This is a genomic window from Maritimibacter sp. (assembly GCF_016774595.1).
Taxonomy (GTDB): domain Bacteria; phylum Pseudomonadota; class Alphaproteobacteria; order Rhodobacterales; family Rhodobacteraceae; genus Maritimibacter; species Maritimibacter alkaliphilus.
In genome coordinates, this window is sequence record NZ_JACBWT010000002.1 from 1,546,915 (window position 1) to 1,559,795 (window position 12,881).

At 64.5% G+C, this 12,881-nt stretch carries 15 protein-coding genes; 6 read left to right on the top strand and 9 right to left on the bottom strand.

From position 1 onward, the window contains the following. Positions 1-119 precede the first annotated feature (119 nt). From sciP to HOY44_RS18800, 5 genes are all read left to right on the top strand, one after another. Positions 120-398: a CtrA inhibitor SciP gene (gene sciP, locus HOY44_RS18780; protein WP_040884390.1), complete on the top strand. Its 279-nt coding sequence runs from the start codon at positions 120-122 to the stop codon at positions 396-398. A 98-nt stretch (positions 399-496) separates the two neighbouring features. Beyond that, complete coding sequence (gene ctrA, locus HOY44_RS18785; protein WP_008328927.1) at positions 497-1,210, top strand: response regulator transcription factor CtrA; 714 nt, start codon at positions 497-499, stop codon at positions 1,208-1,210. Positions 1,211-1,405: 195 nt separating this feature from the next. Then, the gene (gene ligA / locus HOY44_RS18790; RefSeq protein ID WP_287436852.1) at positions 1,406-3,538 is read left to right on the top strand and encodes an NAD-dependent DNA ligase LigA; all 2,133 of its coding nucleotides are present in this window, start codon (positions 1,406-1,408) and stop codon (positions 3,536-3,538) included. Beyond that, on the top strand, positions 3,535-5,625 hold the full coding sequence (gene recG, locus HOY44_RS18795) for an ATP-dependent DNA helicase RecG (RefSeq protein ID WP_287436855.1): 2,091 nt from the start codon (positions 3,535-3,537) through the stop codon (positions 5,623-5,625). The genes ligA and recG overlap by 4 nt, the downstream gene beginning before the upstream one ends. Positions 5,626-5,757: 132 nt before the next feature. Then, complete coding sequence (locus HOY44_RS18800; RefSeq protein WP_008328924.1) at positions 5,758-5,880, top strand: hypothetical protein; 123 nt, start codon at positions 5,758-5,760, stop codon at positions 5,878-5,880. Between the two features lie 175 nt (positions 5,881-6,055). Here HOY44_RS18800 and HOY44_RS18805 read toward each other — a convergent pair whose 3' ends face one another. Beyond that, the gene (locus tag HOY44_RS18805) at positions 6,056-6,499 is read right to left on the bottom strand and encodes an iron-sulfur cluster assembly scaffold protein (protein ID WP_287436858.1); all 444 of its coding nucleotides are present in this window, start codon (positions 6,497-6,499) and stop codon (positions 6,056-6,058) included. A gap of 75 nt (positions 6,500-6,574) precedes the next feature. On the opposite strand from HOY44_RS18805, the gene hisI reads away from it, so the two are divergent. Continuing rightward, positions 6,575-6,934 (top strand): phosphoribosyl-AMP cyclohydrolase, encoded by a 360-nt coding sequence (gene hisI / locus HOY44_RS18810; protein ID WP_287436860.1) that lies wholly within the window; start codon positions 6,575-6,577, stop codon positions 6,932-6,934. A gap of 4 nt (positions 6,935-6,938) precedes the next feature. Here hisI and HOY44_RS18815 read toward each other — a convergent pair whose 3' ends face one another. From HOY44_RS18815 to HOY44_RS18850, 8 genes are all read right to left on the bottom strand, one after another. Then, positions 6,939-7,595 carry a hypothetical protein gene (locus HOY44_RS18815; RefSeq protein ID WP_287436862.1) on the bottom strand — a complete coding sequence of 219 codons (657 nt, stop codon included), beginning with the start codon at positions 7,593-7,595 and terminating at the stop codon, positions 6,939-6,941. A gap of 77 nt (positions 7,596-7,672) precedes the next feature. Beyond that, the gene (gene gluQRS / locus HOY44_RS18820; protein WP_287436864.1) at positions 7,673-8,497 is read right to left on the bottom strand and encodes a tRNA glutamyl-Q(34) synthetase GluQRS; all 825 of its coding nucleotides are present in this window, start codon (positions 8,495-8,497) and stop codon (positions 7,673-7,675) included. Then, entirely contained in the window at positions 8,498-9,103 is a 606-nt protein-coding gene (locus HOY44_RS18825; protein WP_287436866.1) for a class I SAM-dependent DNA methyltransferase, read from the bottom strand. A gap of 44 nt (positions 9,104-9,147) precedes the next feature. Further along, positions 9,148-9,363: a hypothetical protein gene (locus HOY44_RS18830; RefSeq protein WP_008328918.1), complete on the bottom strand. Its 216-nt coding sequence runs from the start codon at positions 9,361-9,363 to the stop codon at positions 9,148-9,150. Beyond that, entirely contained in the window at positions 9,360-10,712 is a 1,353-nt protein-coding gene (trmFO, locus tag HOY44_RS18835; protein WP_287436869.1) for a methylenetetrahydrofolate--tRNA-(uracil(54)-C(5))-methyltransferase (FADH(2)-oxidizing) TrmFO, read from the bottom strand. Before trmFO ends, HOY44_RS18830 begins: the two co-directional genes overlap by 4 nt. A gap of 82 nt (positions 10,713-10,794) precedes the next feature. Continuing rightward, the gene (locus HOY44_RS18840; protein ID WP_287436871.1) at positions 10,795-10,953 is read right to left on the bottom strand and encodes a hypothetical protein; all 159 of its coding nucleotides are present in this window, start codon (positions 10,951-10,953) and stop codon (positions 10,795-10,797) included. Between the two features lie 132 nt (positions 10,954-11,085). After that, the gene (locus HOY44_RS18845) at positions 11,086-11,472 is read right to left on the bottom strand and encodes a hypothetical protein (RefSeq protein ID WP_287436873.1); all 387 of its coding nucleotides are present in this window, start codon (positions 11,470-11,472) and stop codon (positions 11,086-11,088) included. Beyond that, a complete protein-coding gene (locus tag HOY44_RS18850; protein WP_287436875.1) occupies positions 11,469-12,878 on the bottom strand; it encodes a GMC oxidoreductase in 1,410 nt (469 codons plus the stop codon). The genes HOY44_RS18845 and HOY44_RS18850 overlap by 4 nt, the downstream gene beginning before the upstream one ends. Positions 12,879-12,881 lie beyond the last annotated feature (3 nt).

Below are 12,881 nucleotides of genomic sequence, written 5' to 3' on the forward strand. Positions count from 1 at the left end.
GCACGCTCCTTTGAACGCGCGAATATATGAAAATTGCACATAACAACAAGGCCGGGTTTCACGCAACATTAAGTCCCTCGCGCAAAAGTGCTTGTGCCTTAGTTCGAGGGAAGACCGTGATGTACCTTAAGAAAGTCGATGGACCGCGTGCCGTGCGATTGCCGGACGGCAGCCATATGACCCGTGCCGACCTGCCGCCTGCGAATACGCGGCGCTGGGTCGCCTCGCGCAAGGCCGCCGTGGTGCGCGCGGTCAAGTTCGGCCTCGTGACCCTGCCCGATGCGCTCAGGATGTATGCGCTGTCGGAGGAGGAGTTCGCGGAGTGGCAACATGCGGTCGAAACCCACGGAGAAGCCGCGTTGAAGGCCACCGCACTTCAGAAATATAGACAACCCTAGGTAGAATGAGCTATGACTCACGCATGGGTAACGGGACGTTAACCATTTGGGGCGAGAGTGTGAACGAACGGAACGGGAACTTATCTGGAGACTGACCGATGCGAATCCTGCTCGTCGAAGACGATCCGACCACATCTCGCTCGATCGAGCTGATGCTGACTCACGCCAACCTCAACGTCTATTCCACGGATCTGGGGGAGGAGGGGGTCGACCTCGCCAAGCTCTATGATTACGACCTGATCCTTCTGGACCTGAACCTGCCGGACATGAACGGGCACGAGGTTCTGCGCCAGTTGCGCCTCGCGCGGATCGAAACGCCGATCCTGATCCTGTCGGGCAACGACGACACCGAGAACAAGCTGCGCGGCTTCGGGTTCGGGGCCGACGATTACATGACCAAGCCGTTTCACCGCGACGAACTGGTCGCGCGCATTCACGCCATCATCCGCCGGTCCAAGGGCCATTCCCAGTCGGTCATCCAGACGGGCCGCGTGGCCGTCAACCTCGACGCGAAATCGGTGGAAGTCGATGGGCGGCCGGTTCATCTGACCGGCAAGGAATACCAGATGCTCGAGCTCCTCAGCCTGCGCAAGGGTACGACGTTGACGAAAGAGATGTTCCTCAACCACCTCTACGGTGGGATGGACGAACCGGAACTCAAGATCATCGACGTCTTCATCTGCAAACTGCGCAAGAAACTCGCCGAAGCCACCGAGGGCGAGAACTACATCGAAACCGTCTGGGGCCGTGGCTATGTGCTGCGTGATCCGCAGCCGGTCGAGATGGACCCGCAGGTGGCGATGGGGGCCTGAGGCCCACAGGTGCAAATGGCCGGTGCGCGGGGCCGGCCGGAACGTTTGCTGACAGGTTCGTCTTTCATTTCGACCCTCCCGACTGCCCGGCAGCCCTGACTGCCGGGCCTTTCTTCGCCCGCGCGTCGTGACCGACCGCTGGACGATACCGGCGCCCGGTTCTATCTCTTGTCAGGCAAGCGAACGGGGGGCCACGTGACCGGACATTCGGAAACCGCTGTCGAAAAACTGGACGAGGCTGGCGCACGAGTGGAACTCGCGCGGCTGGCCGATCTGCTCGCAGCCGCGAACACCGCCTATCACACCCAAGACGCGCCGGAGATGTCCGATGCGGCGTACGACGCGGCCAAGCGGCGCAACGCCGAGATCGAGGCGCGGTTTCCTGAACTGAAGCGTGACGACAGCCCGACCGACCAGGTGGGCGCGGCACCGGCCGAAGGATTTTCCAAGGTCCGGCACCGGGTGCGGATGCTGTCGCTCGCCAATGCTTTCGACGACGACGACATCATGGACTTCGACCGCCAGGTGCGCGCGTTCTTGGGCTTCTCCGCCGAAGAGCCGCTCGCTTTCACCGCGGAACCCAAGATCGACGGTCTGTCGCTTTCCCTGCGCTACGAACACGGCGAACTGGTGCAGGCCGCGACGCGGGGCGATGGCGGCGAAGGCGAGAACGTCACCGCGAACGCGCGCACCATTGACGACATTCCGCAGCGCCTGTCGGGCGCGCCGGATGTCCTCGAAGTGCGCGGCGAAGTCTACATGAGCCATGACGATTTCGCCCGGCTCAACGAAAGCCAGTCGGCAAAGGGCGGCAAGACCTTCGCCAATCCGCGCAACGCGGCAGCCGGATCGCTTCGCCAATTGGACAGTCGGATCACCGAGGCGCGGCCTTTGCGCTTTTTCGCCTATGCTTGGGGCGAACTCAGCGACCCTCTGGCGGACACGCAAATGGGGGCCATCGAAAAACTCGCGGATCTGGGGTTTTCCACGAATCCGCTGACCAAGATCGTCGAGACGCCGCAATCGATGCTCGAACATTACCACGCCATCGAAGAACAGCGTGCCACGCTGGGCTATGACATCGACGGTGTCGTCTACAAGGTCAACGACCTCGCGCTGCAACAGCGGCTCGGGTTCCGCTCGACCACGCCCCGGTGGGCCATCGCGCACAAGTTTCCGGCGGAACTGGCCTGGACCCGGCTTGAAGCGATCGACATTCAGGTCGGGCGCACCGGCGCGCTTTCGCCGGTCGCGCGGCTCACCCCCGTCACGGTCGGCGGGGTGGTCGTGTCGAACGCCACGCTGCACAACGAAGACTACATCGCGGGCCGAGATTCCAAGGGCGGCGACATCCGGGGCGGCAAGGACATCCGCGTCGGCGACTGGGTGCAGGTCTATCGCGCCGGCGATGTGATCCCCAAGGTCGCGGATGTCGACCTCACGAAACGTCCCGACGACGCCGAACCTTACGTCTTCCCCGACACCTGCCCGGAATGCGGGTCCGAAGCGATCCGGGAGGAGGGGGATGCGGTACGCCGTTGCACCGGTGGCATGATCTGCCCGGCGCAGGCGGTCGAAAAACTCAAGCACTTCGTCTCGCGTGCGGCCTTCGACATCGAGGGGCTGGGCGCGAAACAGGTCGAGGCCTTCTATTTCGACGAGGGCCTGCCGATCCGCGAACCCGCCGACATCTTCACCTTCGCCCGGCGCGACGGCGCGGCGCTCGCCAAGCTGAAGAACCGGGACGGCTGGGGCGAAAAATCGGCTGCGAAACTCTTCGAGGCCATCGAAGAGCGGCGGCGCATTCCGCTCAACCGCGTGATCTTCGCACTCGGCATCCGGCACGTGGGGGAAAACTCCGCCAATCTGCTGGCGCGCCACTACGGCGACTGGCCGACGTTCGAGGCCGCGATGACCGGCGCGTCGACCGAGGGCGGCGCGGCGTGGGAAGAGCTTTTGTCCATCGACGGGGTCGGGGAAACCATGGCCACATCGCTCGTCACGACCTTCCATCAGGAGGCCGAGCGCGCGTCGATCGACCGGCTGGTGGCCGAACTCGACATCGAGCCCGTCGAGGCGCCGCAGACGGAGGGCAGCCCCGTCGCCGGCAAAACGGTCGTCTTCACCGGCACGCTGGAAAAGATGACGCGGGCCGAAGCCAAGGCGCGGGCCGAGGCGTTGGGGGCCAAGGTGTCGGGCTCGGTCTCGGCCAAGACCGATCTGCTCGTCGCCGGTCCCGGTGCCGGGTCGAAAGCCAAAAAGGCCGCCGAGCTTGGGATCGAAACCATTGACGAGGACGGCTGGCTCGACCTCATCAACGGCGCATGAGCACGCGACCCGAAATCCTTTTCCCGCTCTTTGCCGAGTTGGAGACCTTGGGCGGCATCGGTCCGAAATCGGCCAAATCCTTCGCGGCACTCGACATCACCCAGCCGCGTGACCTGTTGTTTTCGCTGCCCTATTCCGGGGTCGATCGGTCGTTTCGCGCCTCGGTCGCCGAAATCCGCCCGCCCGCCACGGTGACGGTCGAGGCGGAGGTGGGGCGCCACCTGCCGCCGTCGGCGCGCAACAGGCCGTATCGGGTCGAGATGACCGATGCGCTTACGACGTTTTACCTCGTGTTCTTTCACGGCAACCCGGACTGGATTTCGCGCAACCTGCCGACGGGTCAACGGCGTATCGTGTCGGGCAAGGTCGAGGAATACGACGGTATCCGCCAGATGCCGCACCCGGATCATATCCTCAAACCGGGCGAGGCCGACCTGATCCCGGAGTTCGAGCCGGTCTACCATCTGGCCCAAGGCGTGACGCAGAAGCTGATGTTCCGCGCGGTGGGCGAGGTTCTGTCGCGGGTCCAGCCGCTCATCGAATGGATCGACCCCGGTCTCAAGGCACAGGAACACTGGCCTGACTGGCACGAAGCGGTCCGGATCGCGCATATGCCGCAGGGGCCGGACGACCTGTCGCCGCAGGCGCCCGCGCGGCGGCGGTTGGCGTATGACGAGTTCTTCGCGCATCAACTGACCCTCGCGCTGGCCCGCGCCCGGATGCGGCGCGGTAAGGGCCGGGCGAGTGTGGGCACCGGTGTTTTGCAGGACAAGGTGCGCGCGGCGCTGCCCTATCAACCGACCGGGGCGCAGGAACGCGCGGTGGCGGATATCGCCGCCGACATGGCCGCCGGACAGCGCATGAACCGTCTGCTTCAGGGCGACGTCGGCGCGGGTAAGACGCTGGTCGCGTTCCTTGCGCTTTTGGTCGCCGTCGAGGCGGGCGGGCAGGGCGTGATGATGGCGCCGACCGAAATCCTTGCCCGCCAGCATCTGGAAAGCCTGCGCCCGATGGCCGAAACCGCCGGCGTCGTCGTCGAATTGCTCACGGGCCGCGATAAGGGGGGCGAGCGGCGCGCCAAGCTGGAGGCGTTGAAACGCGGCGATATCCACGTGCTCGTCGGCACCCACGCGGTATTTCAGGACGATGTGGCGTATCACGACCTGCGCCTTGCCGTGGTCGATGAACAGCATCGTTTCGGGGTGACGGAACGGATGCGCTTGGGCAAGAAAGGGCAGGCGGCGGACGTTCTGGTCATGACCGCGACACCCATTCCCCGGTCGCTGTCGCTCGCGCAATACGGCGATATGGATGTCTCGATCCTTGATGAAAAGCCGCCGGGGCGTCAGCCGATCACCACCTCGGTCCTCCCCACGTCGCGGCTTGACGATGTGGTCGCGCGGCTACGCGGTGTGGCCCAAGACGGGGGGCAGGCCTATTGGGTCTGTCCGCTGGTGGGCGAAAGCGAGGTGAGCGAACTGATCGCGGCCGAAGAACGGTTCAAGCACCTGCGCGCGGCCTTGGGCGAGGGCGTCGTCGGGCTGGTCCACGGCCAGATGCCGCCCGCCGAGAAAGACGCGGCGATGGCGGCGTTCCAGCGCGGCGAGACCAAGGTTCTTGTGGCGACGACCGTGATCGAAGTCGGCGTCGACGTGCCCAATGCCACCATCATGGTGATCGAGCGGGCCGAACACTTCGGTCTCGCGCAGCTTCATCAGCTTCGGGGCCGGGTCGGACGCGGTTCGAAAGCTTCGACCTGTCTGCTGCTCTACCAATCGCCGCTCACCGAGACGGGCGAGAAGCGCCTCGGCATCATGCGTGAGACCGAGGATGGGTTCCGCATCGCCGAGGCGGATCTGGAAATGCGCGGTGCGGGCGACCTGATCGGCACCGCGCAATCGGGCCTGCCCAAGTTCATGGTCGGTGATCTGGAACATCAGGCTGGGCTGATGGCCGTCGCGCAGAAAGACGCGCGCAAGCTACTGGCCGATGACCCCGATCTGACCAGCACGCGGGGCGAGGCGGCCCGTGTTCTCCTCTGGCTCATGCGGCAGGACGAGGCGATCCGTTTGATTTCAGTGGGTTAGCGTTTCGTTCCTGTCGAAATGCTAAAAAGTTCTCAGATGTTCTCAAAAAGTTCTTTACAGAACGTGAACGAATATGAGAACAAAGTGTTAACGAAGAACACAAATCGAACACGACAGAGCAGGAGAGCCGCCATGATCAAGGATATCCGTCAAGTCCTGAACCGGTCCCGCGCCACGCTGTGGCAGGATATGGCCGGAGGCGCCGCGCTCATGGTCGGTCTGATCGCCATGCTGCATCTGCCCGCGATTTTCTGAGTTTCTGCCTGCGGTAAAAGGGTCCGGCATCCCTGTCCCAAGCTTGATGCCGACGCTCCCCCAAGCGTCACCTGTCCCACCCGGAACTGCCTCTTTCCCCGGGTCCGACCCACACCGCTTACTGTCGCCGCCTCTTCCCGGAGGCGGCGATTTTTTTTCCGGGCTCAGGGATAAGTCAGGCGGCGGCCTGTGCCTCGTCCATCGCGGCGAGCGTCGCTTCCCAGGCCAGAAGGATCGAGGGGTGGCGGTTCTTGAATTCGCGCGCCGGGCGCAGAACCTCCAGCTCGCCGAACGGGGCGGGCGGGGTCGGCCCGTCTTCCTTCAACATCTTCACCAGCGCATCGCGGGCGGCGGCGATGGTGTCGCGATCCTGCCCGATCACATGCGCGCCGAGGATCGAGGACGAGGCTTGGCCGAGCGCACAGGCCTTCACGTTCTGGGCGAAGTCCGCGATTTTGCCGTCTTGCATCTTGAGCGTGGCGGTCACGGTCGAACCACAGAGCGGCGAGCGTTGCTTGGATGTGCCTTGGGCGCCGTCGAGCGTGCCCAGATGCGGGATGTCGGCGGCAAGCGCGAGGATGCGCTTGGAATAAAGCTTGATGAGATCCGAATCCGACATTGTTCCCCCGGGGCTTTCCGTCTGGTCGCGTTTTCCCTAGATAGGCGAGCGAAACGCGTTTGGAAAGGAACGGCCATGGCTTTCGACCCTCAGACCTTGGTCTACGATCACAAGGGCTTGATCCCCTGCATCGCACAGGCCGCCGGGACCGGCGAAGTGCTGATGATGGCATGGATGAACGCGGAGGCGGTCGCGAAGACGCTGGAAACGGGCCGGGTGACCTATTGGAGCCGCTCGCGGCAGGCGTTCTGGATCAAGGGCGAATCCTCGGGCCACGTTCAAAAGCTGGTGGACCTGCGGGTCGATTGCGACCGTGACTGCCTGCTGGCCGTGGTCGAACAGGAAGGCCCGGCTTGCCACACGAACCGCCGGTCATGCTTCTACACCGCCGTTCGCGACGGCGAAGAGGTGGAGTTGATGACGCCGATAGCGTGATCTCTCACAGCCGGTCGATCTCAGCGCTTTCCACCGCTTCGCCGCTTCTCTTGCGCTGGATTTCCTCCAAGAGCTTCGTAAGGCGTTTTCGTTTGCGGCGTGCGCGGATCTGACGGGCTTCGACCGAACGGGGGCGCACCGCAACGGCGTCTCCATCCCCCTCGATGTCGAACTCCCGGCTCGCGGCGACGATGTGCTTGGCCTGATTGGTCGCGGCGACCACGATCAGCTTCAGGCGCTTGCTGTCGTTCTCGACCTCTTTCAGCCCGTGGAATTCGGCCCGTTCCACCACGTCGCGAAAGCTGCCGATGTCTACGTAGTTGCCGCAGTTGATCGGACCCTGTCCCGTCACTTCGCTGGGCCGCTCGTTCTGCCCGTCGCGCAGTTCCTTTCGGTCCACCACGCTCGCAAGCGTCGGGGCGGTCTTGCCCTCGGTGGCCGCCAGAACGTCGAGCAGGTAGATCGGCTGCGCCCCCATGTTCGAGACAAGGCACCGGCTGTCGAGGTCTTCGCCACCGCCGCGGTTGATGAGCAGGCTGGACCTGCGTTGCTGGATGAAGCCCTGAAGGAAGATGTTCAGGTAGACGATCCAGACGACCGTGGTGGTCACGGACGCGATCAGTTGGACGACTTCGATGTTTTCGGTCAGCCAGTCGAACATGGCGGGGGGCGTACTCCTTGTGGTCGGTGTTGTCAGTCACAAACCAAGGACTCCGGCGCGATGTTCCCAGTGCGCGTTCAGAACCCGACGCGCGCGCGCAGGTCGTCGGGCGTCAGGCCGTCCTCACGATAGGCGCGGATGGCGCGGCTGTGCGCGATCTTGGCAAGCCGCGCTCCACCCTCGTCGCGGATCAGGTCGTGGTGGTGATAGGTGGGCACGGGCCAGCCCATCAGCGTCTGGATCACCACATGCAGAAAGGTCGCGTGCCACAGGTCCGCGCCGCGCACGACATGGGTGATGCCCTGTGCCGCGTCGTCCTGAGGACAGGCGAGGTGATAGGCCGGGTCGCCGGTTTCCTTGCGCCGAAGCACCGGGTCCCCGACATGCGCGATGAGCGCGGCGGGATCGGGGCGATGCGTCCCGGCGTGGAGCGGTCCGGTTTCGGTGAAGGCGGGCAAGGGGCCGGCCGCTTCGAGCGCAGCAGACAAGTTCAGGCGCAACGCATCGCCCGGTCGTGCCTCCGACATCGGGCGCTGGCGGCAGGTGCCCGGATAGACCAGCCCGTCCCACCCCGGCGTCGCGCCGGCTTCGGCGATCTCTTTGCGGGAGCAGGAACAGGGGTAGAGCAGGCCACGCAGGGCCAACCGCTCAAGCGTCGCCGCGTAGTCCGCGAGGTGCTCGGACTGCCGCCACACAGGCGCGGGCCAGTCGAGCCCGAGCCATGCGAGGTCTTCGTAGATCGCCGTTTCGTATTCGGCCCGGCAGCGCGTGCTGTCGGTGTCTTCGATCCGAAGAAGCGCCGTGCCGCCCAGATCCGCCGCGACTTGCCACACGGTCAGGGCAGAGAACGCGTGCCCCAGATGCAGCAGACCCGTCGGAGACGGGGCAAAGCGGGTGCGCACTCAGCCGATCTCCAGCACGTAGACACGGGATTTGGACCCGAGGCCGGGAATGTGATCGCCCATCGCGTCGAAAAGGATCGACGCGGTTTCCGTCACGCTGTCGAGCGCATCCATATAGGCGGCGTCCTCCAGCGTATGATCGTTGTAGGAAAAGGCGAGCAGCGCGCCGGGCGACATGAGCCGCGCGATATAGGGCAGCATCTCGGCAGGTGCGGCCCCGGTCGAGATCACGCCGATCGCCGCGACCAGAGGATAGTCGGACAGATTGAAGGGCAGGCGGCCGGACTCGTCGGTCTGCCAGAGGTTGCGGTAAATGCCCTTCATCCGCGCTTCCTGAAGCATTCCTTCGGACACGTCACAGCCGTCGAGCGTGCGGAACCCGACAGCCGCCAGCGCCGCGCCGCCCAGCCCCGTGCCGCATCCGAAGTCCAGAAGCGGTGCGCTCTTGTCCTCGGCGACCGAGGCGAGCGCACGGGCCAGCCGCCCCGGCGTCGCATATCCGTTGTCGATGAGTTCACCGTCGTAATCGCCCGCCCAGTCGTCATACAGATCGGTCAGGCGGTCGGGGTCCGTGTCGTAGACCTTGTCGAGAAACTTGTCAGCCATGGCCCAAGCGTAGGACGCTCACGTCAGGAGGTCCACCCGGAGGCTTATTCGCCCGCCGCGCGTTCGATCCGGCGCGTGCGACGCTCCTCACCCGACTGATAGATCAGGATCCACGCGAGGATGATGAACATCGGATGCGTGAGCCCGCCCGAAAAGATGATCGCGGGCACCCAGATCAGGAAGATGATGATGGCAAGGATCGGCCGACCCGTCAGAAGGATCGACAGCGGCGGCAGCAGAATGGCGAGTAGATAGTTCATGCCGTCTCAACCGCCGAACCCGCCAACCAGTTCCGCCAATCGTCCTTGGCGCGGTCGGTATAGGCCTTGTAGCGGGCAGGACGGTTCTTGCGCCCACCCTTGAGGTCCACGGGCGGAAACAGCCCGAAGTTCACGTTCATCGGCTGGAACGTCTTGGCCTCGGCCCCACCCGTGATGTGGGTGACGAGCGCACCCATGGCGGTGGTATTCGGAACCGGGGGAAGGCTGTCGCCGGAGAGTTCGGCAATGGCGAACCGCGCGGCCAAAAGGCCCATCGCGGCGCTTTCCACATAGCCCTCGACTCCCGTGACCTGGCCTGCGAAGCGCACGTTCGGACGGGTGCGCAGGCGCATCTGGTCGTCCAGAAGCGTGGGCGAGTTCATGAAAGTGTTGCGGTGGATGCCGCCCAGACGCGCGAAACTCGCGTTCTCCAGACCGGGGATCATCTTGAACACCTCGGTCTGCGCGCCGTATTTCATCTTGGTCTGGAAGCCGACCATGTTGAACAGCGTGCCAAGCGCATTGTCGCGGCGAAGCTGCACCACGGCATAGGCTTTTTCCTCGGGCTTGTGCGCATTCGTCAGGCCCACGGGTTTCATCGGCCCATGGCGCAGCGTTTCACGACCCCGCTCGGCCATGACCTCGATCGGCAGGCAGCCGTCGAAATAACCCGCCGTCTCACCCTCGTGAAACTCGGTCTTGTCGGCGGCCAGCAGCGCGTCGATGAAGGCTTCGTACTGGTCCTTGGTCATCGGGCAGTTGAGGTAGGCTTTACGCTCATCCTCGGTCTCGCCCTTGTCATAGCGCGACTGCGCCCAGACCACGTCCATGTCGATGCTTTCGGCATAGACGATGGGCGCCATGGCGTCGAAAAAGGCAAGCCGATCCGCCCCCGTCTCTCGCGCGATGGCTTCGCCCAAGGCGGGCGAGGTGAGCGGCCCGGTGGTGAACAGCCAGTGGCCTTCGCCCGGCAGATCGGTGATCTCCTCGTCCACCACGGTCACGTTCGGCAGGGCGCGCAGGGTGTCGGTGACGTGTTGCGAGAACGGTTCGCGGTCCACGGCAAGCGCACCACCTGCGGGCAGCCGGTGCTTGTCGGCCGCCGCCATGATCAGCGAATCCGCCTGCCGCATTTCCCAATGCAGGAGCCCGACCGCGTTCTGCTCGCTGTCGTCCGAACGGAACGAGTTTGAACAGACCATCTCGGCCAGCTTGCCGGTGTGGTGGGCGAAGGTTTCGACCTTGGGGCGCATTTCGTGGATGACCACGTCGAGCCCCGCGTTGGCTGCCTGCCACGCGGCCTCGGACCCGGCCATGCCACCGCCGACGATATGAAGCGTTTTGGACATGGACGCGATTTAGGCGCTCGGTGCGCAAAAGAAAAGGCCCGCTTGCGCGGGCCAGTTTGCACCTTGAGGAGGCGGTATTGAATTAACTTGCGGCGAGGGCGGAGGCCTGCGGGCTTTTCGGTCCATTGCCATAGCCGATCAGGTCGAGGATCTGCGCATAGCGTCCGGTGGGCCGGAAATCGCGAAAGCGCGCCTCGGTCGGGCGGCGGGTTAGGTCGATGCGTCGATAGGTATAGGCCATGTGTCCGGTCCCTCTTGCGTTGATCCCAATAGGCCATCCGATTGGGGCGGGATCGGGGACGCGCCGGGGTGATTGTTCGGCATTTGTGGGAAATGAACGTGAATTGCCGCGACTGTTCGCGGGCTGGAAACGCTAGGCGTCGTGTTCGCCATTCGGTGCGTAGAGTGCGCCCAGATGGTTCGAACAAGGCGCGTCATGCGGGTCGAAAATCACGTCGAAGGACAGTTCTTCGCCGGTTTCCACATGGGCGATCACGGTGGTGGACGTGAGGAAGTGGAAGAAGGCACCGTCTTCGGGGAACAGGTCTGGACGATCCAGCGCATGTTCGGCATAGGCGGCGAGGAAGGTATCCGTCGCGGGTTGTGCCATGACCGAGGCGGGAAAGCTCTTGGCCAGATGTGCCCGGCACGTCTCGACCATCGCGGCCAGTTTCCGGCCCCGAAACAGTTGCGCCTGCGCCGGGGTGGCTGCGACAAGCGCCGCCGCGCCGCTGGTGGCTATGAAGGCGCGCCGCTTCATGTGACCGCCCGCCCGGCTCGAAGCGCCAGCGCCGATAAGGTGAGCGTCGGGTTGGCGAGGCTCGATGTGGGAAAGACGCCGGACCCAAGCGCATAAAGCCCCGCAACGCCATGCACCCGCAGGTCCGGGTCCACTACGTGCCGCGCCGGGTCGGTGCCGAACCGATGCGTTCCCATCGCATGTTTCTCGGTCTTGACCGGCTCGGTCCAGCCCCAGAAGTCCAGCCCGTCGGGCAGGATCGACTGCATCCGCTCCAGCCCCCACGCCAGCCCGTCCCAGGCGTAGGCGTCATGCCCGGCCCATTCGATCACGTAATCGTCGCCGTCCAGCACCACCCGGTTGTCGTCACGGGGCAGATCTTCCGCGATGATCTTCATTCGCAGCCGCTCGGTCCATCTGCCGGGGTCCGGGCGCAGCTCCATCGGCGCGTTGTAGGTCTCCATCAACACGCCCGAATGATTGGCGCGGTGCGGCCCGTCATACAGCGGGTAGCCATGCCCGGTGACCGAGGTGCCGCCGAAATAGCCCAGCCCCGGCCCGTCGATCAGCACATTCTGCGCGACCTGTTCGTTGATCCCGACGCCGAGTTTGGGGTGATCCACGCCCGAGCGCAGCAGGATCACGGCGTTGAAAAGCGCATTCGTGCCAAGCGCCACGGCGCTGCCTGAAATCTCGGCCTCACCATCCGCGTCACGCAGCAGAACGCCCGTCGCGCGCCCGCCCTCGATCCGGGCCGCGCGCACTTCGTTTTCGGTCAGCAGATACGCGCCGTCATAGGCGAGGCGGTCGAAGCTGTTCAGCACCGAGTATTTCGAGTCGATCGGGCATTCGTCGCAGACCCCATTGGCGCAGCATTGCGCGCGCGGCCCGCCGTTGGCCCGTGCGGTCGGTTGCGCCCACCACAGGTCCGAATGCGCCCGCAGCACCTTGTCGGACCGGGTCGGCAGATGCGCGGGGTAGGGAAACGGCTTGTCGCGCGGCAGCACGTGGTCCGACCCGCCGCCGTTCACGTCCATCGCTTCCTCGACCTCCTGATAAAAGGGCGCGAGGTCGTCGTAGGTAAGCGGCCAATCCTCGCCCACGCCGTAAAGGCTCTGCATCCGGAAATCGCTGGGATGAAAACGCGGGGTGCAGGCCCACCAGCAGTTCGAGTTGCCGCCCAGCAGGCTGTGAAACACCCATTCCTTGTCATGCCCCGAGCGATTGTTCATCGGCACGGCTTCGAGATTGCGAAACCCGCTGGCGATCTGCTCGGCATGGGTCATGTGGCGACCCTTTTCGATCACGAGGACCGAAAGCCCCTTCGGCAGACCCTGCAAAAAGAACATCGCGGAGAAGGAACTCCCCGCGATGATCATATCCCACTGGCGCGCCTGCGCCTCGGTGCGTGTGAGCGTCGGGAACATCAG